Source organism: Amycolatopsis sp. NPDC049868 (genome assembly GCF_044461365.1).
Lineage (GTDB): Bacteria > Actinomycetota > Actinomycetes > Mycobacteriales > Pseudonocardiaceae > Amycolatopsis.
Genome location: NZ_JBITKV010000007.1, coordinates 58,474 through 83,937, shown reverse-complemented (window position 1 = coordinate 83,937; position 25,464 = coordinate 58,474). Strand labels below are relative to the sequence as shown.

Genomic DNA, 25,464 nt, shown 5'->3' with positions numbered 1-25,464 from the left:
GCCATCTAGCCGTCTGGATCGTTCCCGGTAGGCTTCAGGTTCGCGGACAGTCCGCGAGCCGAACTGCCCGACGACCTTCAGGAGGACCCCGGTGACCGAGCAGGCTGCCGAGGCCAATGGTGCCGTCGCCGCACCCCAGCGGCGGGTGCTCGTGGCCGAAGATGAGGCCCTCATCCGTTTGGACCTCGTCGAGATGCTCCGCGAGGAGGGCTACGAGGTGGTCGGTGAGGCCGGGGATGGCGAGCAGGCCATCAACCTGGCCACCGAGCTGAAGCCCGACCTGGTGATTCTCGACGTCAAGATGCCGAAGCTCGACGGTATCGAGGCCGCTTCCAAGATCACCGGCGACCGGATCGCGCCGGTCGTCATCCTGACCGCGTTCAGCCAGCGCGACCTCGTCGAGCGGGCCAGGGACGCGGGCACGATGGCGTATCTGGTCAAGCCGTTCGCCAAACGCGACCTGGTGCCCGCCATCGAGCTGGCCGTGAGCCGGTTCGCCGAGCTGCAGGCGCTGGAATCCGAGGTCGCGGGCCTCACGGACCGGCTGGAGACGCGCAAGGTCATCGACCGCGCCAAGGGGCTGCTGATGAGCCGTCAGGGGCTCACCGAGCCGGACGCCTTCCGGTGGATACAGCGCACCGCGATGGACCGCCGGACCACGATGAAGGCGGTCGCCGAGGCCGTCGTCGAGAGCATCGGCTGATCGAACCCGCGAAAAAGGCCACCTCCGTCGGCGGAGGTGGCCTTTTTCGTGCTCAGAGACCGCTCGCCAGCCGCATCACCCAGTAGACGTCGGTGTTCTCGACGGTGCCACCCAGCCGGGTGGAGCCGGGGCCTTCGGCGGTGACCGGGGTGTCGGCGCCGGTGTGATCGTGCGTCGTCCAGTCCACAGTGAACTGAAGCTTCGAGCCGGGTACAGCGAAGGGACCGTCCTGGTCCGGGTCGGTGTCGGACGCGTCGTAGTTCTCGATGCTCAATCCGCCCGTCTCGTGGTCGCCGCCGATGATCACCAGCGTGTCGGGATGCGTCCGGACGAACCGCAGGACCTCGGCGACGGTGGCGTCGAGCGCGCGGCCCGCGTCGATCACGCCGTGCGCGTTGTTCTCGTGCGACATCCCGTCGGTCCCCTCTTCCTCCAGGAACAGGAAGAAGCCGCGCGGGTTCTTCGAGAGAGTGTCCAGCGCCTTGCGGGCCATCTGCTGGAGCGGTACCCGCGGCGCGTACTTCCCGACGCCGTCCGGGCCGTAGTCGACCATGTCCTCGTTCGCGAACAGGCCGAGGATCCGGTTCGCCCGTGTGGTCCGCAGTTCGTCGCCGTCGCGCACGTAGGTGTAGCCGGTCCGCTGCGCGTGTTCGACCAGGTTGCCGTAGGGGCTGCGGCTCTCCTCCCCCGGCTTGTCCGGCCAGAGCCCGGGCTCGCCCTTGGGATACCACCAGTCCTCGCCGCCGCCGAGCAGGACGTCCGGACGGCTGTTCTCGATGTACTGCTTCGCGATGTCGCTCTGCGAGTCCCGGCTGGGCACGTGCGCCGCGAAGGCCGCCGGCGACGCGCCCGTCACCTGCGCGGTGGTGACCAGGCCGGTCGACTTCCCCGCCCGCTTCGCCCGTTCGAGGATCGTCTCCAGCGGGCGCCCGCGGCCGTCCACCCCGACCGCGCCGTTGCGCGTCTTGTGCCCGGTCGCGAGTGCGGTGGCCGCCGCGGCCGAGTCGGTGACGATCTCGCCGGGGTCGTCCGAGGACGTCCGCACGAGACCGGTGGCCGCGAGCCCGTCCATCGCGAGCCTGCCGTTCTTGCCCTTGAGCGCCAGCCGGAGCAGATCCCGCTGGCCGAGGCCGAGGCCGTCGCCCTGGATGTAGATGATGTTCCGCGCGCCGGACCCCGCCGTCGTCGTGTCCGCGACGGCGGCCGAGCCACCGCACAGGACCACCAGAACCGTCGCCGCCGCAAGACCACGTCCGCGCACATCGCCTCCCGTTAGTTAGGAACCTTTCCTAACAGAGAACAGGAGCTCGTTCAACCGCGCAGGATGCCCGCGTCGTGCGCCAGGATCGCGGCCTGGACGCGGTTCGCGCAGCCCAGCTTGGCGAGGATGCGGCTGACGTGGATCTTCACCGTGCCGTTCGACAGCCGCAGCTCCCCCGCGATCTCCGCGTTGCCAAGGCCCCGCCCCACCCGCACCAGGACGTCGAGTTCCCTGGCGGTCAGCGCCTCGATCCTCCGCCTGGCCCGCGCGACGTTGTCGGCGTCCGCCGCGTCGGCGTCGCGAAACCGGTCGATGACCTGCTTCGCGATCCGGGGCGACAGCACCGCCTCACCGGCGGCCGCGGACCGGACGGCCTGGATGAGCTGCACCGGATCGGTGTCCTTGAGCAGGAACCCGGCCGCCCCCGCGCGCAGGGCGCGGGCCACGTAGGCCTCGTCCCCGAACGTGGTGAGCATGATGACCCGCACTTCACGCGCGATCTCTTCGACCGCGGCGAGCCCGTCCATCCTGGGCATCCTGATGTCCATCAGTGCGACGTCCACGGTCATCCGCCGGACGACGTCGATCGCCTCCGCGCCGTCCGAGGCCTCGGCCACGACGTCGATGTCACCCGCCTGGTTCAGCAGGAGCCGCGCGCCCGCACGGAGCAGCGGTTCGTCGTCGGCGAGCAGGACCCGGATCATGGCGTCTCCTCCGGTACGGGAACCTCGAACCAGGTCTTCTCCACCAATCCTCGCTCACCGAAGCAGAACCGGAAGATCGCGGCGGTTTCCGCGTCGGGCGGATCGGCTGCCGCGACGTAAACGCAGTAGCTGTCGCCGGGTATTGGCGGCTCGTACCCCTCCGCGGCGGCGTGCGCCGCGGGTTCGTTCGGGCCGAACCACGCCTCGACCTCCTCCGGTGTCATCCCGATCTTCACGCTGGCCAGCGGATCCTCGTGGTCGGCAGGCGTGAGCGGCGGCACGAAGGCGAGCGTGGTCAGCAGCAACGCGGCGACGGCGGCCAGGCCGGTGGTCAGCAGCAGACCGGACTGGATCCGGCCCGGCCGTTCCTCGCCCGTCTCTTCGGCGAGCGGCGCGTTCGCCCGCGGCGGCAGGTCGGCCGTGACGGCGAAGCCGCCTTCCGGATCCGGCCCGGCCGTGAACGTCCCGCCGAGGAGACGGACCCGTTCACGCAGGCCGCTCAGCCCGCGCCCGGTACCGGGCAACCGCTCCCCCGCCACCTGCTCGGCGCTGTTGCGCACCACGACCTTCACCAGGTCGGGGCCGTGGTCGACGACGACGGTGACCGACGCCCCGGCGGCGTTTTTGTGCACGTTGGTCAGCGCCTCGCGCACCAAACGGTGCACGGCCCGGCGGACCGGTGGCCGGACGCCGTCGAGGTCGGAGCCTCGCCAGTCGAACGCCACGTCGAGGCCGGCATCGCGCGACGACGCCACCAGGCCCGCGATGTCCGCCTTCGTACCGGCGGCGTCGGTGGCCTCCGCCGGCTCGGCCGGTTCCCCGCCCGGCCGCAGGATCCCGAGTGATTCCCGCAGTTCTTCGAGCGCGAGTTTGGCCGTCGACCGGACGTGCCCGGCGGCCTGCCGCAACTCGGGATCCTTGCCATCGGCGGCGACTTCCAGCGCGCCGGAGAACATCGTGATGAGGCTGAGCCGGTGCCCGAGCTGGTCGTGCATCTCCTCGGCGAGCCGCGAGCGTTCCTCCAGCCGGGCGCGGTCGCGCAACGCCACCACCAGTCTCGCCTGCTGCGCCTGCATCGCGCCGGCCAGCGCGGGCAGGACGAGGCACGAGACCGTCGAAACGGCGATCACCACGAGGACGTACTGCCAGCGGAAGGCAGGCTGGGTGAGCAGCACGACCGCGGCGGGCAGCAGCGCGGTGAGGCCGAACAGCGGCCACCGCCGCCCCCGGGTCCCCGCCGTATGCGCGACGACCGCGAGCGCGACACCGGTCGCGGGGAACAACCCGAACAGCACGGTCGCGGCGAGCAGCGCGGCCACCGTGAACCGGCGGCGCAGCAGCACCAGCACGACGGCGCAGGCGATCACCGCGGTCAGCACCGGCGCCGACGGCGAGAACACCTCCGGCCAGCCCCACGCCGGCAGCAGATCGGCGAGGAAGACCGTCACGCCCGCGACGAATCCGGCCAGGAGTACCTCGGCGAGCACCGCGCCGAGCCGCCGGTCCAGCATCTTCACCCGTCCAGCATCACACGGGACCGCCGGTACAGCGGGCCGGGGCGGCGGGAATCGTCAAGTCGACCAGATACCGGCTGACCGCATCATCCACACAGGACGACCCGCCACCGTAGACGGCGTGCCCGACGTCCTCATTGGACAGAAGAACCGCGGATTTGACGCTCTCCGGCAGCCGCCGCGCCCAACCGTAGGGTGTCGCGGCGTCCTTCGTGGTCCCGACGAGCAGGATCGGCGGCGCGCCGTCCGCCCGGACCGTCCGCGACGGGGTCGCGCCGGTGGGCAGGAAGGCGCAGCCGAGCGCTTCCGTGCCGGACGAGAGCCGGGAAACGCGGCGAAGCTCTCGCGCGGCGTCCTCGTAGGCCGCCAGATCGGTGGGATGGGTTCGGTCGAGGCAGTTGACGACGGTGAGCGCGTCGGTCGTGTCGGTCGAGGGCTCCGGCTCGTCGGCGGGCTCGTCCGACGAGCCGTCCGAGGGAGCATCGGCGCCGAGAATGATTTTCGACAGCTCCGGCCAGTCCGCCGGAAAGGTCAGTTTCGCGGAGATCTCCGAGCGAAGAGCACTCCCGTCCCCCGCTTTGTCCGCTTTGGCCAGCACCCGGTCCACAGTGGCGAGGATTTCGGTCTCGTCCTGGCCAGGGCACGGTTTGCCGGTCCTGGCGGCACATTGTTTCGCGTAGGTCAGCAGGGTGTCTTCCACGCCTTTCGCCTGCTCGACGGTGTCGGCCCGCCAATCGAGATAGGTGTTGTCGACGCCGTCGAGCACCATGGCGCGGATCTTCTTCGGGAACCGGTCGGCGTACAACTGCCCGATCCGCGTGCCGTAGGAGTAGCCGAGGTAATTCAGTTTCTCCTGGCCGGTGACCACCCGGAGGACGTCTAGGTCACTGACGACGTCGTCGGTGCCCAGGTGCCGCAGCACGTTCTCCCCGGTGTGCTTCAGGCACGCCTCGGTGTACTGCCGGGTGCTCGGGACCTCGGCGCCGATCAGCGGCAGGCCCTCGGGCGCCTTCGAAGCGGGCTCACCCTCGGTGTCGCAGCGGAGCCGCGGTTCGCTGCCGCCGATGCCCCGTGGATCGAAGCCGACCAGATCGAACCGGGCCCGGACCGAGGCGGGCCACGTGCCCGCGATGTCCTTCACCATGGCGACCCCGGACTGCCCGGGACCACCCGCACCGGCGATGAGCGTGCCGAGCCGCTCTTCAGGCCGGGTCGCCGCGGCCTTGATCACCGGCAGTGTGAACTTCGGCCCGTCCGGCCGCCGGTAGTCCACGGGCACGGTCAGCTTCGCGCACTGCAGGGCGTCACAGGGGCGCCAGTCCAGGGTCTGCCGGTAGAACGACGTCAGCGCCGCCTCCTGCTCCGGTTCGTCCACTTTGGTCACCGGCGCCGGGCTTCCTTGCGACGTAGTACATCCGGCGACCAGCACGATCGACAGCACCGCGCACTTCAAGCTCACTCGTAACTCCTGCTTTCGGGACACCTGACGATCCAACCCCGTCGCCCGCCGTGCGCACGACCCTCGACGGGATGGAAAAGGGCCACCGTCGTCGGCCGCGGGAACTAGGCCGAAAGGCATACCCACGAGCGATGAGATCCAGACCACACGATCGGGTCGTGACGATCTTCGCGCGGCTGGGTCTATGGAGTGTGGAAGCGAAGAACTTCCACCGCAGGCAGAGGAATCCGAACCGAGGAGATCGCGATGACGAACACCGCCACCACCGCCAAGCCGAACTCGAACTCCAACGCCCCCGCCGAGAACAGCGCACTCGTCTCCACCCAGGGCGTGACCACGATCGCCGACACCGTCGTGCAGAAGGTCGCGGGCCTCGCGACCCGCGAGATCACCGGTGTCCACGCGCTGGGCGGCGGCGCCGTGCGGGCGTTCAACGCGCTGCGCGAGCGCATCCCGGGCGCCACCGCGTCCGCCGGGCAGGGCGTCTCCGTCGAGGTCGGCGAGCGCCAGGCCGCGGTCGACCTGCAGATCGTCGTCGAATACGGCGTCGCGATCGCGGACCTCGCGAAATCGGTGCGGCGCAACGTGATCGGCGCGGTCGAGCAGATGACCGGGCTCGAGGTCGTCGAGGTCAACATCAACGTGTCCGACGTGCACATCCCGGGCGACGACGACGCCGACGACAACACCGAATCCGGCCGCGTCCAATGACCATCGGCGCCGGTCCGCGCCAGACAGCAAGGAGAACGTTCATGAACGCCACCCAACTCGGCCTGTTGACCGGTCTCGTGCTCGGCGTGGCCGGCGCGTTCGGCGGCTTCGGCGCCTTCCTCGTCGTGCTCGTGCTCGCCGCGCTCGGCCTGCTGGTCGGCCGGTTCCTCGACGGCAAGCTCGACCTTTCGGCCCTGGCGGGCCGCGACAGGGGCTGATCGCCATGACGACCATGACCACCGCCGCGCCCGGAACGGACGGGCGCGGCGGGCTGACCGTGGCCGGCGGCGCCGTCGAACGGATCGCCGCGCGGGCGATCACCGAACTCGACGGTGTCGGCGGCGCGGCCTCCCGGGTGCTCGGGATCGCGGTCGGCGGCGAAGACCTCGGCCAGGGCGCCAAGGTGAGCGCGCACGTCACCGGTTCGACGACCACTTTGGACGTCCGGCTCTCGGTGGAGTACCCGCTTTCGGTGCGCGCCACCACCGAGACCGTGCGAGAGCATCTGATCCGCCGGGTCGGCGGGCTCTCGGGCCTGACCGTCACCAGGGTCGACATCACCGTCACGGCCCTGCACTCCGCGGAGACCGAAACGAGGAGGGTCCGATGAAACGGCGCCCCCGCCGCAGCGTCCCGGCCGTGCTGGTCGCCCTCGTGGTGCTCGCCGGATGTGTCCTGGCCGCCGCCGTCGCGGTCCAGACGATCGTCGGGGAGAAACCGTGGATCAGCTACGGTGCCGTCGCGTCCGCGCTGCACGACATCCGGTGGAATGATCCCCTTCCGGCGATCGCCGGTGGCGTGGTCGCGCTTCTCGGTCTGCTGCTCCTCGTGAGCGCGATGGTCCCGGGACGGCCGACCGTGCTGCCGCTCGAAGGCGGTCCGGATTCAGGCGCCTCCAGGCGCAGCTACCGATCGACGTTGCGCACCGCGGCATCCACTGTGGACGGTGTGTCGGCGGCGAAGCTGAAGGTGAAACGGCGCGCGATCGTCTCGGTGGTGACCACCGGGCGGACGAATACCGCCGGGCTCGCCGACGCCGTCCGCACCGCCATCGAGCGCCGCCTCGCCCAGATCGGCCCCGCGTCCGTTCCCGCCGTGCGGGTCCGGGTCAAAGCCACCAGGAGCGTGTCATGACCGATCTCAACCGTCCCGCCCGGCTGAACCGCACCCTGCTGGTGCTGACCGGGCTCGTGCTGATCGCCGGTGGCGGATTCGCCGTCGGTACCCATTTCGGCCGGATCCCGCTGCTGGATCCCGGCGCCACGCTCGTCCCCGGCACCGCCATGCCGCCCGGCTGGGTCTGGTACGCCGTCGCCGGGGGCGCGGTGCTCCTCGGCCTGCTGGTCCTGCGCTGGCTGATCGCGCAGCCCGTCCGCAAACCCAAATCGCACACCTGGCGCTTCGAACAGGACACCGGCCGGACCGCGCTGGCCGCGAGCACCGCGGTGGACCCCTTCACCGCGGAGGTCGCGACCTATCCCGGCGTCCACGCCGCACACGCCACGCTCGGCGGTACCCAGGACGCCCCGGTGCTGGCCGTGGTGCTGAACGTCGAACAGGACGGTGAGCCGGCCGCGATCCGCGAACGGATCACCGAGGAGGGCTTGCCGAGGCTGCGCCAGGCGCTGGATCTCGGTGAGCTTCCGATGACCATCGAGTTCCGCTTCTCCGCCAAGACCGGCTCTCGCATTCGGTAGATCGAGGTTTCCGCCGGGCCCCCTCCGGGAAGACGCGTACTACGACCGACGAAGGAGCGTCCGTATGTCCACTGTGACCCGAGCCGTCGACACCGTGCTCGACCGGACCCTGCTCGGGTACGGCAACATCGGGTACCTCCTGCGCCGGAACTGGTGGCCCGGCGATCCCGCGCCGGACGCGCTCGCGGGCAAGGTCGCCGTGGTGACCGGTGCGAAGGCGGGCCTGGGCAAGGCGACGGCCATCGGCCTGGCGAAGCTGGGCGCGACCGTCCGCCTCGCGATCCGGGGCGACGGTGACGCCGCCCGCGCCGAGATCGAGCGCGCCGTCCCCGGTTCGCGGATCATCGTCGACCAGTGCGACGTCAGCCTGATCTCGTCCGTACGCGACTACGCCAAGAATCTCGATGGAGAGGTCGACGTCCTCGTGCACAACGCCGGGGTCATGCCCGCGGAACGCACCGAGACGGCCGAGGGCAACGAACTCATGCTGGCCACGCACGTGCTCGGCCCGCATCTGCTGACCGCGTCGCTCCGGCCGAAGCTCGCCGACGGCGCGAGGGTGATCTGGATCGGCTCCGGTGGCATGTACGGTCAGCCGCTGCGCGCCGACGACCTGCAGTACCGCCGCGACGAATACAAACCGGCCGCCGGATACGCGCGCACCAAACGGATGCAGGTGGTGCTCGCCGAACTCTGGGCGGACCGGCTGGACGGTTCCGGGGTCACCGTGCACAGCGCCCACCCCGGCTGGGCGGACACGCCCGGGGTCGCGACCTCCCTGCCGACGTTCCGGAAGCTGACGCGCCCGCTCCTGCGGACCCCCGAGCAGGGCGCGGACACGTTCGTCTGGCTCGCCGCCGCCGGGGAACCGAGCCGGTACAACGGCATGTTCTGGCACGACCGTGCCCAGCGCCCGACGCACTACCTCGGCAGGACCCGGGAAACCGCCGCGCAGCGCCAAGACCTCTGGCAGGCCTGCGAGCGGCTGACCGGCGCCTAGGCCAGATTCACCATGACGACCGCCGGAACCGTCGGTGCGGGCGAGCCGCCGGCGGGTTCCGCGGTGATCCCGACCCGGTCGATCCCGCCCGGCAGATCCGCGAGCACCGGCTGAGTCCGATGTGGACCGTCCGGCGCCAGCAGACCGGCGGAATGCACCCCGCTCGCCCCGATGAGCCACACCTGATACGCCTTGCCCGCCGCCAGCGGCGGGAGTTCACCGGCCATGACGACGATCTTGCCCTGGCTCCGCGACGTCACGACCGTGGTCGTCCCGCGTTCGGCGCTCTTGGCCGTCGAAGCGTCGGGCGCGGCGAGCACGGCGTCGACGGCGGTCGGCTGCTGTGGCGCGGGGTCGGTGGTCGCGGTGACCAGGCCGAACACCAGCGCTCCGACGGCGGCCGCCGCGGCACCCCAAAGTGTGAACCGGATCTTCGCGGCCTCGCCGCGACGCGCGACCGAGGGCGGCCACTGACGGGTGTGGGCGACCCGCCTGAGCGTCGCTTCCCGCAGCCTCGGCGGCGGAGCGGTGGCCAGCGCCCTCCCCAGTCGCGCGGCGGTCTCCCGGAGCTCCCGGACCTCCTGACCGCAGGCGGGGCAACCCCGCAGGTGCCGTTCGAACGCCGCCGCCTCTTCCGCCGGGACGGCGTCCACGGCGTAAGCCCCGGTCAACGTGTGCAGCTCCGCCGTCATTGCCCGACCCCCAAGCAGTCGCGCAGCCGGATCAGGCCGTCGCGGATACGGGTCTTCACCGTGCCGGGCGCGGTGTCGAGCACTTCCGCGACCTCCGGGTACGTGTACCCGTTGTAGTAGGCCAGCACCACCGATTCGCGTTGCAGGTCGGTCAGCGCGGACAGGCACTGGCGCACCCGCTGCTGCTCCAGGTTGCTGATCGTCGACTCGGCGACCTCGTCGAAGGGGCGCCGGAAATCGAGTCTGCCCGCGCGGTCGTCCCGGTCGAGCGAGGCCTGATGCGACCGCACCCTGTCCACCGCCCGCCGGTGCGCGATGGTGAGCACCCAGGCCAGCGTGCTCCCCTTGCCCGGTTTGAACCGCGCGGCCGTCCGCCACACCTCCACCAGGACCTCTTGGGTGACCTCCTCGGCGAACGTGCCGTTGCGCACGACCCTGTTCACCACTCCCCACACCGGCCCCGCCACGACGTCGTACAGGTCGGCGAACGCCTGTTCGTCGCCGGCCGCGACCCGTTGCATCAAGCTCGTTTCGGCGGGCTCCGTTCCGGTGCCACCGCTTCCGCGCGGACTCGTCCGCACACCCTCGACCATCAAGCTGCCTCCACCTCACCCGACGCCCGGCTACGCGGTTTCCATGGCGTCCGGGAGGGATTCGGTGCCGAGAGCGGATCGGACTGGTCCGGAGCTAAGCCTGTTCTTCGAGCACCTTGTCCATTGTGGACTTCAGCTGCCGCAGGAAGCCCTCGAAGCGTTCGATCTCTTCGGGCGGGTATTCCGCCACGAGCGCCGCGAGCCCGGCGCTGAACGGGCCGAAGAACGCCCGCGCGGGCGCCTGGATGTCGGTGCCGCTGCGCAGGGTCACCACCCGCCGGTCGGTGTTCTCCCTGGTCCGCACCACGTAGCCGAGGTTCTCCAGTCGGTTCAGCAGGTTCGTGGTCGCGCCGGAGGTCAGGGCGATGCGTTCACCGAGCCGGGCCGGTGACAACGGCGAGCCGGTGTCTTCGGCGTAGAGGATCTCCACCAGCGCGGCGGCGTCGGTGGCATGCAGGCCGAGCCAGTCCGCGAACCGGCGGGTGAACTCGGTGTAGTTCGCCCCGAAGCTCCGGAGGCCGTCCAGGAGCGACGCGCTCCGCGCCGCGACATCGTCCTCCATCACCCCTCCTCGGATCCGTGCTTTGACAACCTACCGGCCGCAAATATACCTTCACAGTGAAGCTACTTTTCCATGAAGGAGTTCTTGTGCTCCCCGATCCGTTCGCCGCGTCGACCCGCGGCATCACCGAACCCGACCTCGTCCGTCCCGCGCTCCGAGCCGCCGGTCCCCTCGTCGAAGTGGCCGCCCCCGAGGGCGGAAGCGCGTGGATAGTCACCGAGGAGGAGCTGGCCCGCGAAGTCCTCTCCGACCCCCGCATCGCCAAGGATCCGGCGCTGGCCCCCGAGGGCTGGACGGAACTCGAACAGACCGCCGCCGAACAGCCGTCCCTCACCACACTGGACGGGCCTGACCACACACGATTGCGGCGAGCGCACGCCCCGCTGCTGAGCGCCAAGCGGATCCAGGCGCAAGCGGACCGGATCCACCGGATCGCGCGCGCCCTGCTGACGGACCTCGGCGGCGGGACCGTCGACCTCATGGCCGGGTTCTCCACCCGTTTCCCGCTCACCGTGCTGCTCGACCTGCTCGGCATCCCGCTCCAGCTGCTCGACGTCGCCGTCGACGCCTGCCGCCGTATGTCGGCCCCAGAGCCGGGCGCCCAGGGCAAGGCCATCGCCGCCATCGCGGACCTCGCCGCCGCGGGACTGACGCCGAACCGGCAGGGACTCGCGACGGAACTACGCGACAGCCTCCCGCCCGGAACGTCCGAAAAGGACCTTCGGTATCACCTGTTCGCGTTGATCTTCGCCGGGCAGCTGACCACCGACGCCTCCATCGGCTTCCTGATCTCGCGGCTTCTGAACGGGGACGACGCATCCGTGAACGATCTCGTCCGCGAAACGCTCAAGGACCATCCGCCCGCACCGTTCACACTGTGGCGGTTCACCACCGTGGAACTCGACCTCGCCGGGATCCGGCTCCCCGCCGGGGCACCGGTACTCGTCGACATCCAGGGCATCAACACGGACCCGGCGAGGAAACCGGGTCCGGACCTGACTTTCGGCGCGGGGCCGCATTTCTGCGTCGGCGCCCAGCTCGCGCAGCTCGAACTGCGGGCGGTGGCGACGGTGCTGCGCACGGACTTCCCCGAAGCCCGGCTCGCCGTGCCGTACCGCGAACTCCGGCAGACGTTCCTCGGCGGCATCCAAGGCACGCGGCTCACGAGCCTGCCGGTACGGCTGCGCGGCTGAACCGGGCCGGGGCACGGGAATCCGCGCCCCGGCCCGGAAGGACCGTTACTTCTTGAAGGTGTCGCGGATCTTGTCCGCCGCGTCGCCGACGGCGTCCTTCACGTTTTCGACGGCGCCCTTGAGGCCGGCCTTCGCCTGGTCCGCCTGACCTTCCGCGCGCAGTTCGTCGTTGCCGGTGGCGTCGCCGGCGGCCTCCTTGGCCTTACCGCCGAACTCTTCGGCCTTGTTGCTGATCTTGTCGCCCAACGACATCGGGTCCTCCTCCGTCCGTGGCGCCCGGATCGTGCGCCTTACGTCCGAAGGACAAACGAAGATCGGGATTCGTCACGCGCACGGACGGGTGATCACCCTCACTGAAGCAGAGACGCCACCGCGGCGGCGAACGCTTCAGGCGCCTCCTGAGGAACGTTGTGTCCCACCCCCGGCAGCACCCGATGCTCGTACGGCCCGGTGAAGTACTCGCGATCGCCCGCCGCACTGGGCCCGCCGATGCCGTCGTCCCCGCTTTCCAGCACGACCGACGGCACCGTGATGGCCGGTTCTTCCGCGATCAGGTCTTCGAGCGCCTGATACCGCGGATCACCCTCGGCCAGGCCGAATCGGTGCCGGTACGAATGGATGACGACGTCGACGAAGTCCGGGTTGTGGAGGCTGGGGGCACTGGCCTGGAACGCGGCGCCCGCGCCGGCCCAGGTCGGCGACCAGGTGCGCCACAACAGGGCGCACAGCTCGTCGCGGTTCTCCGTCAGCCCGCGACGGCCACGCTCGGAATGGAAGTAGTACTGATACCAGTACGTGCGTTCCCATTCCGGCGGCGCCGGTTCCCCGGCGTAAGCGAGGTTCTGGACGTTGTAGCCGTCCACCGACACCAGTCCGCGCACGCGCTCGGGCCGGAGCGCGGCCACGATGCACGCCGCGCGGCCGCCCCAGTCGTATCCGGCGACGACGGCCTTTTCCAGCCCCAGCGCGTCCATGAATTCGAGAAGGTCCTGCGCGAGCGCGGCCTGCTGCCCGGAACGGGGCGTGGCTTCGTCGAGGAATCGCGTGCCCCCGAACCCGCGGAGATACGGGACGTACACCGAGGCGCCGCCCGCCGCGAGGACCGCGGCGACCTCGTCATAGGCGCGGACGTCGTACGGGAAGCCGTGGAGCAGGACCACCGGCGGCCCGCCCGCCTCGCCGAGTTGTTCGTATTCGATCTCCAGAACCGGCGTGGCGACGCGCTTCGTGACCATCAGCCGGACCAGCCGCTCAACCTCGTCAAAAGCCGTTCCAGGACTTCGGGATCGGCGCCGACGGGCTCGCCGGAGACGGGTTCGTCCACCAGCGTGCGCCGGTCGCCCCGCCTCGGCAGCCGGACCTGTCCGGCGGACAGGCCACCGGGCAGCGGCAGCTCGCACCAGACAGTCACGCCGCCGGTCGCGCTCGGCGCCACCCCGGTCCGCTCGCCCGGCGCGGGTGTCGGCACCGGAAGGCCGTCCAGCTCGTGGTCGACCTCGATGACCAGCACGTCCGACCGCAGGCGCAATCTCAGCGTCAGGAACGGCGGCTCCTTCGGATCGGCCGCGTCGACCAGCGTGCCCACCAGTCTGGCGGCGGCGGTCTTCGCCTGATCGAGCAACGGCCGCAAGGACCAATCCGACAAGATGAGACGGACGAAGAGCTCGGAGCACAACACGGCGTTCGGTTGTGCCACCAGCCGGAGGTCGTCCACCTGGGAAGTGCGCGCGCTCAAACCAAGGCCTTCCTCGTCGACGTGCGAGCGTGCATCATGCCACTCCATCCGGTGAACCCGTCGATCAACCCTTTGGTCCAGTGAAGCGGCACAGGTTTGGCTCTGTCCACGAGGCCAAACGGCGCGCACAGTGGTCGGCGTGAGCATCGCCTTCCTGATCACCACGCTGGTCGTGGTCGCCACACCCGGCACCGGCGTGGTCTACACCCTTTCCGCCGGGCTCGCCCGGGGAAGACGCGCGAGCGTCCTCGCCGCGACCGCCTGCACCCTCGGCATCGTCCCGCATATGATCGCCGCGATCACCGGCCTCGCGGCGCTGCTGCACGCGAGCGCGGTGGCGTTCGAGATCCTCAAGTACCTCGGTGTGGCGTATCTGCTCTATATGGCGTGGGCGACGCTGAAGGACCGGGAAGCCATCGTCGTGGAGGGCGATCCCGAACCCGCGTCGGCGTTGCGGACCATCACCTCCGGCGTGCTGATCAACGTCCTGAACCCGAAGCTGACACTGTTCTTCTTCGCGTTCCTGCCCCAGTTCGTCCCGGCGGGCGAGCCCGGTTCGCTCCCCCGGATGCTGCTGCTGAGCGGAGTGTTCATGCTGGCGACCTTCGTGGTGTTCAGCGTGTACGGCGTCCTCGCCGCGGGCGTGCGGCACCACGTCCTTTCCAGGCCGCGCGTGCTCGCCTGGCTCCGGCGGATCTTCGCCGGTTCCTTCGCCGCGCTCGGCGCCAAACTCGCGTTCACCACCCAGTAGACAGGTCCAGCATGCGACTCCAGCACCACCCGGAAATCCGGTCCGCCCACCCCGGCCTCGCCGTCGGCACGCTCCAGGCCACCGGGATCACCACGGAACTGCCGGTCGATCTCGAGAAGTTCCTCGCGCGCGCGAGGCGGCGGCTCGCGGACGGCCCGGAATCGGAGTTCCCCGAGATCCAGGCGTGGCGGCGGGCGTTCGCCAAGATGGGCCTGAAGCCGACGCAGTACCGCTGCGCGTCGGAGTCGTTGCTGCGCAGGCTGCGGAAAGAAGGCTCGCTCCCCCGCATCCACCCGGTGATCGACCTCTGCAACGCGGTTTCGGTCGCCTACGCCATCCCGGTCGCGGTGCTCGACATCGCGAAGATCAGCGGCTCGCTGGAAGTCCGTCACGCCCGAGGCGACGAGAAGTACGTGACCTTCGCCGGCACGGTCGAGCAGCCGAACCCCGGCGAGGTGATCTTCGCCGACGAGGACGGGCAGGCTCACGCACGCCGATGGACGAACCGGCAGAGCGGGCACTCCGCGGTCTCCGCCACGACGTCCGACGTGCTGATCGTGTCCGAAGGGCTGCACGCGACGGCGCCGGAGGACGTCCGGCTGCTCATTGAGGCCATCGCGGGCGAGCTCGCCGCGGCAGGCGTCGTCACGAGGCCTTGAGCGCCTTCTCCAGACTCGCGCGGGTCATCTTCGACCGGCCCTTGATGTCCCGCTCCCGCGCCAGCTTGTCCAGGTCGGCCTTCGACAGCGAAGAAAGGTCCTTCTTCGCTGTCGGCTTCTTCGCCCCGGACTTCTTCTTGGCCTTTCCGCTCTCCACGCTCTTCGAAAGGGCCTCGAACAGGTCGACGACCTTCGTCGGCTCCCCGGGTTCGGTGGCCGGCGTGATGGTGTCGCCCTTCTTCTTGGCCTTGATCAGCTCGCGGACGCGGTCGGTGTAGGTGTCGCGGTACTCCTCGGGCCGCCAGTCGTCGCTCATCGCGTCGATCAGGTTGACGGCCATGTCGAGTTCCTTGCCGCGCGCCTTCGCCTTGCCGGGGAGGTCCGGCAGCTGTTCGGCGGGATCCCGCAGGTCGGCCGCGAAATGGAGGGTGTTGAGGACCATCACGCCGTCCCCGGACCGCACCAGCGCCAGGTACTCACGGCCGCGCATCACGAACTTGGCGATCCCGGCTTTGCCCGACGAGTCCATCGCCTCGAGCAGCAGCGCGTACGGACGCTCGAACTCGTCCTTCGCGGGCGCGAGCCAGTAGGTCTTGTCGAAGAACATCGGGTCGATGGCGTCCAGCTCGACGAAGCTCTCGATGTCGAGCGACTTCGACCGGCCGGGCGCGATCTCGTCCAGTTCCTCCGGCTCGACGACGACGTACTCGCCACTGCCGAGCTCGTAACCCTTGACGATGTCCTCGTAGCCGACTTCCTTGCCGGTGCGCTCGTTCACCCGCCGGTACCGGATACGGTCCTCGGTGCCGCGCTGGAACTGGCGGAAGCGCACCGTATGGTCTTCGACCGCGCTGTAGAGCCGGACCGGCACCGTCACCAGACCGAGCGAAAGCGAACCGCTCCAGACCGGGCGCATGGGCACACTCCTCTCCTCCAGCGACCTGGTACCCGCGATCGAGGCGGATCACACCTGGTCAGAGGCTGAAGGCGAGGGACTGCAGGAGGACGACCCCGAGGAACACGAGGGTGAAGGCGAGGTCGAACGCCACGCCACCGGCCCGCACCGGGGGGACCACGCGGCGGACCGGCGCCAGGACGGGCTCGGTCAGCCGATGGGCGAAGTCGCGGATCCGGAACGCCCAGGTGGGCAGCCGCGTGGCCAGGTTGACGGCCCAGTCCAGCACCATCCGGACGATGAGCACGATCAGGAACAGGGTGAGCAGGACACCTGCGATATCACCAAGAGCACTCATGACGGCACACTCCTCTGTGGTCCAGTGTGCCGTGCTCAGCTGGGAGCAACCTGTGACGCGAAAAAAGGGCTACCAGGGCGGTTGGCCACCCCCAGTACGAAGGCCAACCGCCGCGGAGCCCCTACACGCGGTTCGGCGCGCTGCCCCGTCGCGCCGACCCGCCAGCTGTGCCTTCAGCTTTCCAAGGGCCTGCATCGGAATTACATCGGCTCTCCACCGCCGGACATTCGCGCAGATCAGGGGCCGCGGGGCGTAGAATCGGGAAGGTTTCAGGGCAGGCCCGCGCGCGCCCGTTAGGCCGAATGCAGTACGGCGCACCCCGCGCCGACCTGGCTGGAGGCCGAAGCGGTGGGCTAGGGTGCCGATCAGCCGGCGAACGGACTGGAGGTAGTGCGTGAGCACGCTCACGGCCTCGGACGACATAGTCGCATATGACCGCTGATCGTTTACCCGATTCGGCGGGATCGCCTCGAACCGCCGTCCAGAGTTCCCAGCTCGGCTTTTCCGTTCTCGGCCCGCTCGAAGCCGAAGTCGACGGCGTCCCCGTCCGGCTGGGCGGACGCCGTGAACAGCGTCTCCTCGCCGCCCTGCTGATCAACGCGGGGCGACTGGTCCCGGTGTCGTACCTGATCGGCACGATGTGGCCCGAAAATCCGCCGAAGACCGCGGTCCGTCAGGTCAGCAACGCGATCGCGCGGCTGCGGCACGACCTCGGAGTGGCCCGGTCCGCCGTGGTCACCACCGGTTCGGCGTACCGCGTCGTCATCAGCAGCGCCTCGCTCGACTCGGCCCGTTTCGAAGCCGACTACAACCAGGGCGCCGAACTCCTCGCGGCCGGGCTGATCTCCCAGGCCGCCGCCAAACTGGCCGACGCGCTATCGCTCTGGCGCGGCCCGGCGTTCGACGGTCTCGAAGGCGACGCCATCGAGCAGACGGCGCGACGCCTCGACGAAGAACGCCTCGCCGCCTGCGAGCTCCTCATCGGCGCCAGGCTCCGGCTCGGCGAGACCGAGGCGGCGGCTCGCGAGGCTTTCGACCTCGCCGCCTGGCATCCCACCCGCGAGACCCTGCAGTGCCTCACCATGCTGGCGCTCTACCGGGCGGGCCGCGGCGCCGACGCGCTCCGGACGTTCGACCGGACCAGGATCGCGCTCGCCGAAGAACTCGGCGTCGATCCGAGCGCCGAACTGAGCGCGCTCCACCAGCAGATCCTGCGTGCCGACGCCGAACTGATGGAGGACGGCGCCCTCGTCCGGTACGGCGTCGGTGGGCTCCGGACCGGGATGGACACCGGCGGGCGCCGCGAGGACGCGGACGCGCAGAAGGCGCTCTTCCCCCGTCCCGCGCAGCTTCCCGCGGACCTCCCCGCGTTCGGCGGCCGCGCCACGGAACTGCGGACCGTCCTCGAAATCGGTCAGGACGACTCCTCGGCGGGGCCGCGGCTGATCGCGATCGACGGCATGCCCGGTGTCGGGAAGACCGCGCTGGCCGTCCACGCCGCGCATCGGCTCGCCCCGCTGTTCCCGGACGGGCAGCTGTTCGTGAACCTCGAAGGGTTCTCCCCGGCGGGAGACCCAGTCGATCCGGGGGCCGCGCTTGAGGCGCTGCTGCGGTCGCTCGGCATCCAGGGTTCGGACATCCCCGCCGGGACCGAGCAGCGCGCGGCGTTGTTCCGCAGCTGCCTCGCCGGCAAACGTGTGCTCCTGGTGCTTGACAACGCCATCGGGGCGACGCAGGTGAGCCCGCTGCTGCCCGGTGCGGCGAGCTGCTGCGTGCTGATCACCAGCCGCACCCGGCTCGTGGACCTCGACGGCGCCGAACTGCTCTCGCTGGAACCGTTCAGCCGGGCCGACGCGGTGGACCTCCTCGGCCGGATCGTCGGGCCCTCCCGGTTGAAGCGGGAGTCCCCGGACGCGGCCGACCAGGTCGCGAGCCTGTGCGGCGATCTCCCGCTCGCATTGGCCGTCACGGCGAGCAGGCTGCGCGCGCGGGCGTCGTGGACGCTCGACTTCGTCGCCAGGCAGCTGCGCGACGAGCGGAACCGGTTCGGCGAGCTCACCGCGGGGGAACGCGACGTCGCGGGCGCGTTCCGGGTGTCCTATCTGAACTTGACCGAAACCGAACGGCGGGTGTTCCGCCGGTTGAGCCACCATCCCGGTGCCGCGTTCGATCTCCACTCGACGGCGGCCTTGGCCGAAGTCGACCTCGCCGAGGCCCGGCGGCTCGCCGAACGCCTCGTCGACGTGAACCTCCTGCGCCAGCCGTCGATGGACCGCTACGAGATGCACGACCTCCTCCGCAGCTACGGTCGCGAGCTCCTGCTCGCCGAGGAGCCCGAGCACCAGCGCGAGGCGATGATGCGGCGGCTGTTCGACTACTACCGCAGCACCGTCGCGGCCGCGATGGACTTCATCGACCCGGATTCCGAAGAGGAGCCAGGCGGTCTCGAGGTCCCGAAGAGCGAGTTCGGACAGTCCTTCGCCGACTACGACCAGGCCGCGCACTGGATGGACGCGCAATGGCAGAACGTGCTGCCGGTGGCCGTCGCGATGAACAACCATCAGCAGTACTCGGACCTCGTGCCCTTCTGTTCGGCCGTGTGGCGCTACTTCGACAACCGCGGCTACTACCGGCAGGCCAGGGAGCTGGAGACCCTCGCCCTGTCCGCCGCGCGGGTCACCGGGAACGTGGTCCTCGAGTACCAGGCCCTGCACATGTACGCGCTGACCCTGTGGCGGCTCAACGAGTTCACCGAAGCGAACCGGCTGTTCAACGAGGTGTTCGAACTGGCCGCGACCACCGGTGACATCCGGATGCAGTGCCGGGCCAGGGGCAACTCGGGGGTCACCCACTGGCTCAAGGGCGAGTCGGACGAGGCGATCGAACACCTCGGCTGGGTCCGCGAGACCGCTCATGCCCACGGCAGCGTGCTCATCGAGGCTCGCGCCAGGCACCGGATCGGACTGATCCACACCGAGAGCAGGCGGTATCCCGAAGCCGCCGAGGAACTCGACCAAGCACTGCGACTGGCGCAGGAGAACGAATCACCCGATCTCGAGGCGGAATGCTTTCTCGCCCTCGGTATCAATTCGCGCGGACTCGGTGACGGCGCGCTCGCGGTCAGTCAGTTGACGACAGCGCTGGAAGTGCTCGAATCGACCGGGAATCGCAGCATGCTGCCCATCGCCCACAAGGAGATGGCGTTCGCGTACGACATTCTCGGTGAGCGACTGAATGCGGACCGTCATCGACGGTTCGCATTGCGCCTCTACACCGATCTCGGCATTTCGGAGTCGCCCGAGGTTCGCGAACTCAAACAGCGCCTGAACGATTACTCGGCGTAATTAGCCGTTCCGCTCCGGTACTCTGTTGGCGTAGGTATATTCGCTTGACCGGAGTAACCGTTCACGGAGAGGATCTACGGCATGCACGATGAGGACGACGACGAGTTCTTGTACGAGCTCGAAGCGGAGTACAAGGCACAGAGCACCTGGGGCGGGTTCGAGCCGCCGCCGCACGGCGGGCCTCCTTTCCGCTCGCGACACTGAATGACCTGACGTATTCGGAAAGTATTACTGGGGACTGGGGCGCAAGACATTCGATGCTGGTCAGGGTTTCCTCATGCGGAACGCTCTATTGGTCCGATGGTGACGTCGTCTGGGACGATCACCTCGGACATCGCCAGCTCAAACTCGCCGAAGGAACCGAACGCGTCCTGCGATGGTTCAGTTCTTGGCGAGAACCGGAATCGGTCCGCGGCGCGGATGAGAATCCCGAGATCGGGGAAAGGCTCGTCCGTATCGCGCGAGCGATGATCCGGTACGAAGTGCTGGTGGTCAAAGGTTCTCACCGGCAAAAACGCGAAGAAGAGATCCTTCGCGATTGGGGTCCATGGGGAACGTCCGCACGGGCGTTTCACTTCGGCACCCGCTCGTTGCGCGAGACCGAGTTCACGACCAGCGAAACGACAGCGAAAACCTTGCTGGAGAAGGCGAAGGTCAGCCCTCCGCCTTCTCCGGTGAGGCCTTCGGGCGAGCACCACACGATCGAGCTGCCCGAACCGTCATCGGAACCGCTCAACACGATCGGGCTCGGCGACGCGCTGAGCCGACGCCGAAGCGTCCGCGAGTTCGGTGAAGAACCCTTGCGGCTGCGCGATTTGAGCGCGCTTCTCACGGCGGCCAGGCCGACGAGGCCGGAAACGCATCCCGACATCCCCGCCACCGGGAACGTCTTCAAGACGAGCCCGTCGGGCGGGGCGAGGCATCCGACAGAGGTGTACGTCTACGCGAGGAACGTCGAGGGCCTGGCCCAGGGCGTCTACCACTACGACGGCTTCCGGCACGGCCTCACGCCGCTCGACGGCAAGATCGACGACGACCAGCTGATCGCGCTCGCCGGCGATCAGCAGTGGACCGGGAACGCCGGTGCGCTGCTGATCTACACCAGCGTCATCGAGCGGAACCAATGGAAGTACCCGGTGAGCCGCACGTATCGCGTGCTGCTGATGGACGTCGGCCACCTCAGCCAAACCGTGTACCTGCTGGCGACCGCGCTGGGCCTGAACGTCACGTTCACCGCCGCGCTTCGCGACGAACTGGTCGAGGACCTCATCGGCTGCGATCCGGCGAACGAACTGGTGCTCGGTATGTCGGTGGTCGGCAATCGCTTGTGATGGCGCTGGTCCATGGGGCTTGGGCGCGCTCGGCAGCTTCCGACAGCTTTTCGGCAGCGAGTGCCTCCACCGCGAACGTCGCGCTGATCCGTTTCGACGGCGGGGCCATGGCCGGTTTTCGGCAATGGCTCCTCGCTGGGCACGGTCGGTTTCCGGCGATGCCGAGAACGGTAGTGCCTTCTTGGGTGGGCTGGTTCGTTGGGAAGGGTTCGCGATCGAACCCTGGCCGTACGTCGGCGACGAAGCCAGGACTGGCGTTCGTCCCGTGGCGGAGCCGTGGTCATTTTTCGGCGACAGCCGGGCTGGTTCCGGATGTTCGGCGGGGACGACGGCGAGAACGGGGTAGCGCCATCTTGGATGCGGGCTGCTTCGTAGCAAACTGGTTCCCGATCGAGCCTGGCAAAATCTCGGCAACCCGGCCAGCGTCGATGGCGGACACGGCTGTCGCCGTTTTCCGGCGACAGCTCAGAACGGTGGCGGTTCCTCGGCACGGGGTTCATGCAGCGGCGGAGGCGAACTGTCATAACTCCGCCCCGTGGGCGTGGTGATGGTGAGGGTCCCATCCGATGCCAGCCGATAGTTCCAGCCGGGCTCGTCCTTCAACCGATGGTCCCGGCGGCACAGATCGACCAGCTCGGTGTCGGCGGTATGGCCACCGTGCTGCCACGGCACCGAATGATCGAGATCGCACGCCTGCGCCACCCGATGACACCCCGGTCTTCGACACTCACGATCCCGCACCCGCACGAACTCATCCAACCCCGCCGTCGGCCGATACCGATCCCGGCCCAGATCGAGAACCTGCCCCGAGAGAGGGTCGGTGATGATCCGCCGCAACACCGTATTCGAACCACCAGCGATGTGCCGGGCCAGCGACGCCGGAATATGCCCGTGCCCAGCCAACTCCGCGGGATCGTCGTTCAGGCCGAGGTAGGTGTTGAGGTCCATGTAGAGAAATACTTCGGAGCGTTCGCTCTTCCCGCCTTGGCCGCCGAGCAGAAGATCAAGGGCGACATCCGCCCGCAGCTGATCCAGGGTGCGGGTCTCCCCACCGGCCCGCAATGCCCGTGCTTCGCGGTCGATGCGGGTGTAGGCGGCGGCGACTTTCTCGACGGGGCCATCTTCGACCTCGATGGAGGCCACCCCGGTCTCACCCTGCCGGATCGACAGCCGACGTCCGGCGCGAGTGCGTTCAGTCCGCCGAGCCGCACCCTCACGATCGGCCATCATCGCCGCATGATTCGCCGCCTTCCGGATCTGATCCGAGTTCCGATCCGGCAACCGATCCTCCAACACCGCATCCACCGCGCGGGCGTCCTCGTCGGAGAGCCACGCCGTCGCCGCGGCGACCTTCATCGCCCCATACCCACCCACCTTCCCCTGATCCAGCAACCCCAGTGTGCGGGGCAGACGAGACACCAACGCCTGAGCCGTCGACACCAACCCAGCCGCGTGACCATCCACAACAGACAGTTCGAACGCGACCTCCTGCACCACACTCGCGGCATCGTCACGATGACGACCCAGCTGCCTCAACGCACGAAACCGGACCGCCTCCAACCGCGCGATCCCCTCCGACGCCGCCACCGCAGCAGCGATAGCGTCCTTGTCCCCCAACGAATCCAGCGAAGCATTAACCTCCCCAAACGCATCCGACTCGGTGATTTCCTTCAACAGCGCCACAGTGGCGTTAAGAGTGTCTACACCCAGAACCTACAACCGACCACCGACAATTCCCGCTCAGACCACCCCGGAAGCCAGAAACTGCGGCACAGCAACATAATCGACCTGTTCCGAAAGCCAAACCTCCCCCTCCTCAACGGAAATCGCCCCCACTCGGACAGCGACGTCAACCAGCCCGCGAAAAAACGGTTCCCCACCGAGAAAGCCGATGACGCCCTCCACCGAGACGTCACGAAATCCGCACCCGGTGAGCAGTCGCCGATATCCGCGCGCGATCCGGGGCGCGGCGATCACCGAAGCCCGGGCACGCACGATCTCCCGTGTCAGCGCCGGGTAGGAGGAGTCGATCATCAGGCCCTCCCAGTCGGGCCCGGACAGCACGATCCGTCCGCCTGAGACCAGCACCCGCCGCGCCTCCACGATAGCGAGCTCTGGCTCCGCCAGTTCATGGAAAACCTTGTCCGCCCGGTAGCCCGCGAACCCGCCGTCCACCGGCAGCGCGTAGGCGTCCCCGAGCAGGAAGTCCCCCTCGGGCGACCGTCGACGGGCCTCGTCGATCATCTCGGCCGACAGGTCGACGCCGACAGCGCGGACACCCCGCGACGACAACTCCGATACGGCCAGCCCGGCGCCACAGCCGACGTCGATCACCGCGGCACCGGGTTCGAGCCGGAGCAGTTCGTAGGTCCGGGCCCGCAGTTCGGCGGCTCCCGGCAGGGCATCGGCGGCGTCGAGCCGCTGCAACATGGACATACCCCGGATCGTCCGACTTAATGGCGACATGAAGTCAAGCACCTTGAGTGTCGGCGAGGTCGCGGAACGCTTCGGCCTCGCGACGCATGTCCTGCGGCATTGGGAATCCGTGGGCCTTCTCAAGCCGGCACGGGCGGGCGACCGGCGGCGGTACGACGACAACGACCTCTACCGGATCGCGATCATCCTGCGCGCGAAGGAGGCGGGGCTGAGCCTCGACGGCATCCGCGAGATGTTCCGAAAGCCCAGCGAGCGCGAGGCGATCCTCAAGTACCACAAGCAAGAACTCGAGCGACGTATCGCGGCCGCACAGGCCTCGCTGGCGATCGTCGACTGCGCTCTCGGATGCGAGCACGACGACGTCACCCAGTGCGCGCATTTCCGGGAGGCGGTGGCACGGGCCGGTTGATCCAGGCCCGTGCCACCGGCCCACTCAGCCGAGCAGCGCGCGCATCTCGGTGATCTCGGCCTGCTGACCGTCGATCACCTTCTGCGCCAAGGCCTTCACCTCGGCATTGCTGCCTTGCTGTAGCGCGGTCTTCGCCATCTCGAGTGCGCCTTCGTGATGTTTGACCATCATCTCCAGCCACTTCTTGTCGAAGGCGGCGTCCTTGGCCTTGCCGAGGTTCGCGAGATCGTCCTCGGTCATCATGCCCGCCGCCGAGCCGTGCCCGGAGTGCTCGCCCGACGGCGCCACTCCCCAGCTCTTCAACAATCCGTTCAGCTGCTGGATCTCCGGATCCTGCGCCTTCTGGATCCGGGCGGCGAGGTCGACGACCTTCGCGTTGCGGGTGCGGCCTTCGACGAGTTTCGCCATCGCGAGCGCCTGTTCGTGGTGCGGGATCATCCCTTGCGCGAACGTGACGTCGGCTTGGTTGTGGCCGGCCTGCTGAGGGTCCGGCGCCTTGATCGTGGACATGTCGTGCCCGGTGGACGCGGTGTCGGAACTGGCACATCCGGTGAGCACGGCGAAGGAGGCCAGAGCGGCGAGCGCCGCTCCGACCAGTTTCCTGCTGGTCATGGTTCTTCCTCGAATCGATTTCGGGCAGGGCAGGGCGGGACGAACCCGCCTGTCACACCCGCGACACGCAAAGGAGGGACAACCTTTCCGGCACCGGTCTCCAGCGCGGCGGATCACGGCCCGAAGCCGAACCCCCGGCCCGCCTCGACTTCCACGTCGCCACCGTCCGTCCATTGCGGACGAGCAGCCAGGTGACGATCAGCAGTACCCCCGCGGCGAGCACCGCGAGACACAGGTGCAGTCCACTGTGCCCACCGTCGTCGTGCGAAGGCGTGTCCGCGCAACACGGATCCGCCATCGCGACGGCGGAGTGCCCCGCGCCGTGGCCGGACTCGGCGACGACGTGGTGCATGCCGACGAGCCCCAGCGCCACCACGCACAGCAGCAGCCACCGCAGGACGGCCGGGCGCGAGGACTGGGTCACGGCTCAACCGTAGCCGGATTCAGTGCGCCGCCGGCCGGTGGGGTTTCGCCGCCGAATGCAGTGCCGGGATGTCGCGATCGATGTGGTCGGCGTGGAACAACGCCTGCGCGAGCAGACCGCGGACGTGATCGTTGGCCGCCGAGTAGTAGACGAACGTCCCCTCACGGCGGCCTTTCACCAGGCCCGCGAGCCGCAGTTTCGCGAGGTGCTGGCTGACCGCCGTCGGCGCCGCGCCCGCCAGTTCCGCGAGGCAGGCGACCGAGGACTCGCCCTGCAGGAGCGCCCAGAGGACCTTGACCCTCGTCGGATCCGCGAGCAGCCGGAACGTCTCCGCGGCCAGGTGGACCTGCTCCTCGGTGGGCATCTCGAAATCCGGAACCGACTCGTGCATGCCAGGAGGATAGCCGCTATCCTTCTGCCT

General features: G+C 69.1%; 31 protein-coding genes. 14 read left to right on the top strand and 17 right to left on the bottom strand.

Features of this window, described 5'->3' with window-relative positions; translation table 11 throughout:
* Positions 1-91 precede the first annotated feature (91 nt).
* On the top strand, positions 92-703 hold the full coding sequence (locus ACIBTM_RS27480) for an ANTAR domain-containing response regulator (protein ID WP_005157321.1): 612 nt from the start codon (positions 92-94) through the stop codon (positions 701-703).
* Positions 704-755: 52 nt separating this feature from the next.
* On the opposite strand, the gene ACIBTM_RS27475 is transcribed toward ACIBTM_RS27480, so the two are convergent.
* Genes ACIBTM_RS27475 through ACIBTM_RS27460 form a run of 4 tightly spaced genes read right to left on the bottom strand, consistent with a single transcriptional unit; the run spans position 756 to position 5,641 of the window.
* Positions 756-1,964, bottom strand: a complete 1,209-nt coding sequence (locus ACIBTM_RS27475; RefSeq protein ID WP_395880023.1) for an alkaline phosphatase — start codon at positions 1,962-1,964, stop codon at positions 756-758.
* Between the two features lie 50 nt (positions 1,965-2,014).
* Positions 2,015-2,668: a response regulator gene (locus tag ACIBTM_RS27470; protein ID WP_395880022.1), complete on the bottom strand. Its 654-nt coding sequence runs from the start codon at positions 2,666-2,668 to the stop codon at positions 2,015-2,017.
* Positions 2,665-4,179 (bottom strand): sensor histidine kinase, encoded by a 1,515-nt coding sequence (locus ACIBTM_RS27465; RefSeq protein WP_395880324.1) that lies wholly within the window; start codon positions 4,177-4,179, stop codon positions 2,665-2,667. The genes ACIBTM_RS27470 and ACIBTM_RS27465 overlap by 4 nt, the downstream gene beginning before the upstream one ends.
* A 16-nt stretch (positions 4,180-4,195) precedes the next feature.
* A complete protein-coding gene (locus tag ACIBTM_RS27460) occupies positions 4,196-5,641 on the bottom strand; it encodes an alpha/beta hydrolase (protein WP_395880021.1) in 1,446 nt (481 codons plus the stop codon).
* A 246-nt stretch (positions 5,642-5,887) separates the two neighbouring features.
* Between ACIBTM_RS27460 and ACIBTM_RS27455 the strand changes: the two genes are divergently transcribed.
* From ACIBTM_RS27455 to ACIBTM_RS27430, 6 genes are all read left to right on the top strand, one after another.
* Entirely contained in the window at positions 5,888-6,352 is a 465-nt protein-coding gene (locus tag ACIBTM_RS27455; protein WP_395880020.1) for an Asp23/Gls24 family envelope stress response protein, read from the top strand.
* Positions 6,353-6,393: 41 nt separating this feature from the next.
* The gene (locus tag ACIBTM_RS27450) at positions 6,394-6,570 is read left to right on the top strand and encodes a hypothetical protein (RefSeq protein ID WP_016335849.1); all 177 of its coding nucleotides are present in this window, start codon (positions 6,394-6,396) and stop codon (positions 6,568-6,570) included.
* 5 nt (positions 6,571-6,575) lie between these two features.
* The gene (locus ACIBTM_RS27445; protein WP_395880019.1) at positions 6,576-6,962 is read left to right on the top strand and encodes an Asp23/Gls24 family envelope stress response protein; all 387 of its coding nucleotides are present in this window, start codon (positions 6,576-6,578) and stop codon (positions 6,960-6,962) included.
* Positions 6,959-7,486 (top strand): DUF6286 domain-containing protein, encoded by a 528-nt coding sequence (locus ACIBTM_RS27440; protein ID WP_395880018.1) that lies wholly within the window; start codon positions 6,959-6,961, stop codon positions 7,484-7,486. Before ACIBTM_RS27445 ends, ACIBTM_RS27440 begins: the two co-directional genes overlap by 4 nt.
* Positions 7,483-8,049, top strand: coding sequence for an alkaline shock response membrane anchor protein AmaP (locus tag ACIBTM_RS27435; RefSeq protein WP_395880017.1), 567 nt, complete (start codon positions 7,483-7,485; stop codon positions 8,047-8,049). The genes ACIBTM_RS27440 and ACIBTM_RS27435 overlap by 4 nt, the downstream gene beginning before the upstream one ends.
* 64 nt (positions 8,050-8,113) lie before the next feature.
* A complete protein-coding gene (locus ACIBTM_RS27430) occupies positions 8,114-9,049 on the top strand; it encodes an SDR family NAD(P)-dependent oxidoreductase (protein ID WP_395880016.1) in 936 nt (311 codons plus the stop codon).
* Here the strand turns inward: ACIBTM_RS27430 and ACIBTM_RS27425 are convergent.
* From ACIBTM_RS27425 to ACIBTM_RS27415, 3 genes are all read right to left on the bottom strand, one after another.
* Positions 9,046-9,741, bottom strand: coding sequence for an anti-sigma factor domain-containing protein (locus ACIBTM_RS27425; protein ID WP_395880015.1), 696 nt, complete (start codon positions 9,739-9,741; stop codon positions 9,046-9,048). The genes ACIBTM_RS27430 and ACIBTM_RS27425 overlap by 4 nt on opposite strands.
* Positions 9,738-10,334, bottom strand: a complete 597-nt coding sequence (gene sigK / locus ACIBTM_RS27420; protein ID WP_395880014.1) for an ECF RNA polymerase sigma factor SigK — start codon at positions 10,332-10,334, stop codon at positions 9,738-9,740. Before sigK ends, ACIBTM_RS27425 begins: the two co-directional genes overlap by 4 nt.
* 94 nt (positions 10,335-10,428) lie before the next feature.
* Complete coding sequence (locus ACIBTM_RS27415; RefSeq protein WP_395880013.1) at positions 10,429-10,896, bottom strand: MarR family winged helix-turn-helix transcriptional regulator; 468 nt, start codon at positions 10,894-10,896, stop codon at positions 10,429-10,431.
* 86 nt (positions 10,897-10,982) lie between these two features.
* Between ACIBTM_RS27415 and ACIBTM_RS27410 the strand changes: the two genes are divergently transcribed.
* Positions 10,983-12,089: a cytochrome P450 gene (locus ACIBTM_RS27410; protein ID WP_395880012.1), complete on the top strand. Its 1,107-nt coding sequence runs from the start codon at positions 10,983-10,985 to the stop codon at positions 12,087-12,089.
* 45 nt (positions 12,090-12,134) lie between these two features.
* Here the strand turns inward: ACIBTM_RS27410 and ACIBTM_RS27405 are convergent, their stop codons facing one another.
* The 3 genes from ACIBTM_RS27405 to ACIBTM_RS27395 all read right to left on the bottom strand — a co-directional run bounded on the left by ACIBTM_RS27405 (position 12,135) and on the right by ACIBTM_RS27395 (position 13,824).
* Positions 12,135-12,341: a CsbD family protein gene (locus tag ACIBTM_RS27405; protein WP_016335858.1), complete on the bottom strand. Its 207-nt coding sequence runs from the start codon at positions 12,339-12,341 to the stop codon at positions 12,135-12,137.
* A gap of 98 nt (positions 12,342-12,439) precedes the next feature.
* A complete protein-coding gene (locus ACIBTM_RS27400) occupies positions 12,440-13,324 on the bottom strand; it encodes an alpha/beta fold hydrolase (RefSeq protein ID WP_395880011.1) in 885 nt (294 codons plus the stop codon).
* Entirely contained in the window at positions 13,324-13,824 is a 501-nt protein-coding gene (locus ACIBTM_RS27395; protein ID WP_037344996.1) for a hypothetical protein, read from the bottom strand. The genes ACIBTM_RS27400 and ACIBTM_RS27395 overlap by 1 nt, the downstream gene beginning before the upstream one ends.
* 139 nt (positions 13,825-13,963) lie before the next feature.
* Between ACIBTM_RS27395 and ACIBTM_RS27390 the strand changes: the two genes are divergently transcribed.
* Complete coding sequence (locus tag ACIBTM_RS27390; protein ID WP_395880010.1) at positions 13,964-14,575, top strand: LysE family translocator; 612 nt, start codon at positions 13,964-13,966, stop codon at positions 14,573-14,575.
* A gap of 11 nt (positions 14,576-14,586) precedes the next feature.
* Positions 14,587-15,234: a B3/4 domain-containing protein gene (locus tag ACIBTM_RS27385; RefSeq protein WP_395880009.1), complete on the top strand. Its 648-nt coding sequence runs from the start codon at positions 14,587-14,589 to the stop codon at positions 15,232-15,234.
* Here the strand turns inward: ACIBTM_RS27385 and ACIBTM_RS27380 are convergent.
* Both ACIBTM_RS27380 and ACIBTM_RS27375 read right to left on the bottom strand, forming a co-directional pair.
* Positions 15,221-16,150, bottom strand: a complete 930-nt coding sequence (locus tag ACIBTM_RS27380; RefSeq protein WP_395880008.1) for a Ku protein — start codon at positions 16,148-16,150, stop codon at positions 15,221-15,223. The genes ACIBTM_RS27385 and ACIBTM_RS27380 overlap by 14 nt on opposite strands.
* 58 nt (positions 16,151-16,208) lie before the next feature.
* Positions 16,209-16,487: a YggT family protein gene (locus ACIBTM_RS27375; protein ID WP_395880007.1), complete on the bottom strand. Its 279-nt coding sequence runs from the start codon at positions 16,485-16,487 to the stop codon at positions 16,209-16,211.
* 431 nt (positions 16,488-16,918) lie between these two features.
* Between ACIBTM_RS27375 and ACIBTM_RS27370 the strand changes: the two genes are divergently transcribed.
* From ACIBTM_RS27370 to ACIBTM_RS27360, 3 genes are all read left to right on the top strand, one after another.
* Positions 16,919-19,831: an AfsR/SARP family transcriptional regulator gene (locus ACIBTM_RS27370; protein ID WP_395880006.1), complete on the top strand. Its 2,913-nt coding sequence runs from the start codon at positions 16,919-16,921 to the stop codon at positions 19,829-19,831.
* A gap of 81 nt (positions 19,832-19,912) precedes the next feature.
* Complete coding sequence (locus tag ACIBTM_RS27365; RefSeq protein WP_340687764.1) at positions 19,913-20,035, top strand: hypothetical protein; 123 nt, start codon at positions 19,913-19,915, stop codon at positions 20,033-20,035.
* Positions 20,036-20,088: 53 nt separating this feature from the next.
* Positions 20,089-21,162 (top strand): SagB/ThcOx family dehydrogenase, encoded by a 1,074-nt coding sequence (locus ACIBTM_RS27360; protein WP_395880005.1) that lies wholly within the window; start codon positions 20,089-20,091, stop codon positions 21,160-21,162.
* Positions 21,163-21,627: 465 nt separating this feature from the next.
* Here the strand turns inward: ACIBTM_RS27360 and ACIBTM_RS27355 are convergent, their stop codons facing one another.
* Together ACIBTM_RS27355 and ACIBTM_RS27350 are read right to left on the bottom strand one after the other, a co-directional pair.
* On the bottom strand, positions 21,628-22,836 hold the full coding sequence (locus tag ACIBTM_RS27355) for a DUF222 domain-containing protein (protein ID WP_395880004.1): 1,209 nt from the start codon (positions 22,834-22,836) through the stop codon (positions 21,628-21,630).
* Between the two features lie 66 nt (positions 22,837-22,902).
* The gene (locus tag ACIBTM_RS27350; protein WP_395880323.1) at positions 22,903-23,592 is read right to left on the bottom strand and encodes a methyltransferase domain-containing protein; all 690 of its coding nucleotides are present in this window, start codon (positions 23,590-23,592) and stop codon (positions 22,903-22,905) included.
* 34 nt (positions 23,593-23,626) lie between these two features.
* Here ACIBTM_RS27350 and ACIBTM_RS27345 point away from each other — a divergent pair, with 34 nt between their 5' ends.
* Complete coding sequence (locus tag ACIBTM_RS27345) at positions 23,627-24,007, top strand: MerR family transcriptional regulator (protein WP_395880003.1); 381 nt, start codon at positions 23,627-23,629, stop codon at positions 24,005-24,007.
* A gap of 24 nt (positions 24,008-24,031) precedes the next feature.
* Here the strand turns inward: ACIBTM_RS27345 and ACIBTM_RS27340 are convergent, their stop codons facing one another.
* The 3 genes from ACIBTM_RS27340 to ACIBTM_RS27330 are packed head-to-tail and all read right to left on the bottom strand — an operon-like array spanning position 24,032 to position 25,434.
* Positions 24,032-24,619, bottom strand: coding sequence for a DUF305 domain-containing protein (locus ACIBTM_RS27340; RefSeq protein WP_395880002.1), 588 nt, complete (start codon positions 24,617-24,619; stop codon positions 24,032-24,034).
* A gap of 52 nt (positions 24,620-24,671) precedes the next feature.
* Positions 24,672-25,043 carry a DUF6153 family protein gene (locus tag ACIBTM_RS27335; RefSeq protein WP_395880001.1) on the bottom strand — a complete coding sequence of 124 codons (372 nt, stop codon included), beginning with the start codon at positions 25,041-25,043 and terminating at the stop codon, positions 24,672-24,674.
* 19 nt (positions 25,044-25,062) lie between these two features.
* Positions 25,063-25,434: a metalloregulator ArsR/SmtB family transcription factor gene (locus ACIBTM_RS27330; RefSeq protein ID WP_037344985.1), complete on the bottom strand. Its 372-nt coding sequence runs from the start codon at positions 25,432-25,434 to the stop codon at positions 25,063-25,065.
* Positions 25,435-25,464 lie beyond the last annotated feature (30 nt).

Bases quoted from the DNA above. Each gene is read 5' to 3' on its own strand.
- ACIBTM_RS27470 (WP_395880022.1), bottom strand. From the start codon at position 2,668: ATGATCCGGGTCCTGCTCGCCGACGACGAACCGCTGCTCCGTGCGGGC.
- ACIBTM_RS27465 (WP_395880324.1), bottom strand. From the start codon at position 4,179: ATGCTGGACCGGCGGCTCGGCGCGGTGCTCGCCGAGGTACTCCTGGCC.
- ACIBTM_RS27455 (WP_395880020.1), top strand. From the start codon at position 5,888: ATGACGAACACCGCCACCACCGCCAAGCCGAACTCGAACTCCAACGCC.
- ACIBTM_RS27450 (WP_016335849.1), top strand. From the start codon at position 6,394: ATGAACGCCACCCAACTCGGCCTGTTGACCGGTCTCGTGCTCGGCGTG.
- ACIBTM_RS27445 (WP_395880019.1), top strand. From the start codon at position 6,576: ATGACGACCATGACCACCGCCGCGCCCGGAACGGACGGGCGCGGCGGG.
- ACIBTM_RS27440 (WP_395880018.1), top strand. From the start codon at position 6,959: ATGAAACGGCGCCCCCGCCGCAGCGTCCCGGCCGTGCTGGTCGCCCTC.
- ACIBTM_RS27435 (WP_395880017.1), top strand. From the start codon at position 7,483: ATGACCGATCTCAACCGTCCCGCCCGGCTGAACCGCACCCTGCTGGTG.
- ACIBTM_RS27430 (WP_395880016.1), top strand. From the start codon at position 8,114: ATGTCCACTGTGACCCGAGCCGTCGACACCGTGCTCGACCGGACCCTG.
- ACIBTM_RS27425 (WP_395880015.1), bottom strand. From the start codon at position 9,741: ATGACGGCGGAGCTGCACACGTTGACCGGGGCTTACGCCGTGGACGCC.
- sigK (WP_395880014.1), bottom strand. From the start codon at position 10,334: ATGGTCGAGGGTGTGCGGACGAGTCCGCGCGGAAGCGGTGGCACCGGA.
- ACIBTM_RS27415 (WP_395880013.1), bottom strand. From the start codon at position 10,896: ATGGAGGACGATGTCGCGGCGCGGAGCGCGTCGCTCCTGGACGGCCTC.
- ACIBTM_RS27405 (WP_016335858.1), bottom strand. From the start codon at position 12,341: ATGTCGTTGGGCGACAAGATCAGCAACAAGGCCGAAGAGTTCGGCGGT.
- ACIBTM_RS27400 (WP_395880011.1), bottom strand. From the start codon at position 13,324: ATGGTCACGAAGCGCGTCGCCACGCCGGTTCTGGAGATCGAATACGAA.
- ACIBTM_RS27385 (WP_395880009.1), top strand. From the start codon at position 14,587: ATGCGACTCCAGCACCACCCGGAAATCCGGTCCGCCCACCCCGGCCTC.
- ACIBTM_RS27380 (WP_395880008.1), bottom strand. From the start codon at position 16,150: ATGCGCCCGGTCTGGAGCGGTTCGCTTTCGCTCGGTCTGGTGACGGTG.
- ACIBTM_RS27375 (WP_395880007.1), bottom strand. From the start codon at position 16,487: ATGAGTGCTCTTGGTGATATCGCAGGTGTCCTGCTCACCCTGTTCCTG.
- ACIBTM_RS27370 (WP_395880006.1), top strand. From the start codon at position 16,919: ATGACCGCTGATCGTTTACCCGATTCGGCGGGATCGCCTCGAACCGCC.
- ACIBTM_RS27365 (WP_340687764.1), top strand. From the start codon at position 19,913: ATGCACGATGAGGACGACGACGAGTTCTTGTACGAGCTCGAAGCGGAG.
- ACIBTM_RS27360 (WP_395880005.1), top strand. From the start codon at position 20,089: ATGCTGGTCAGGGTTTCCTCATGCGGAACGCTCTATTGGTCCGATGGT.
- ACIBTM_RS27350 (WP_395880323.1), bottom strand. From the start codon at position 23,592: ATGTTGCAGCGGCTCGACGCCGCCGATGCCCTGCCGGGAGCCGCCGAA.
- ACIBTM_RS27345 (WP_395880003.1), top strand. From the start codon at position 23,627: ATGAAGTCAAGCACCTTGAGTGTCGGCGAGGTCGCGGAACGCTTCGGC.
- ACIBTM_RS27340 (WP_395880002.1), bottom strand. From the start codon at position 24,619: ATGACCAGCAGGAAACTGGTCGGAGCGGCGCTCGCCGCTCTGGCCTCC.
- ACIBTM_RS27330 (WP_037344985.1), bottom strand. From the start codon at position 25,434: ATGCACGAGTCGGTTCCGGATTTCGAGATGCCCACCGAGGAGCAGGTC.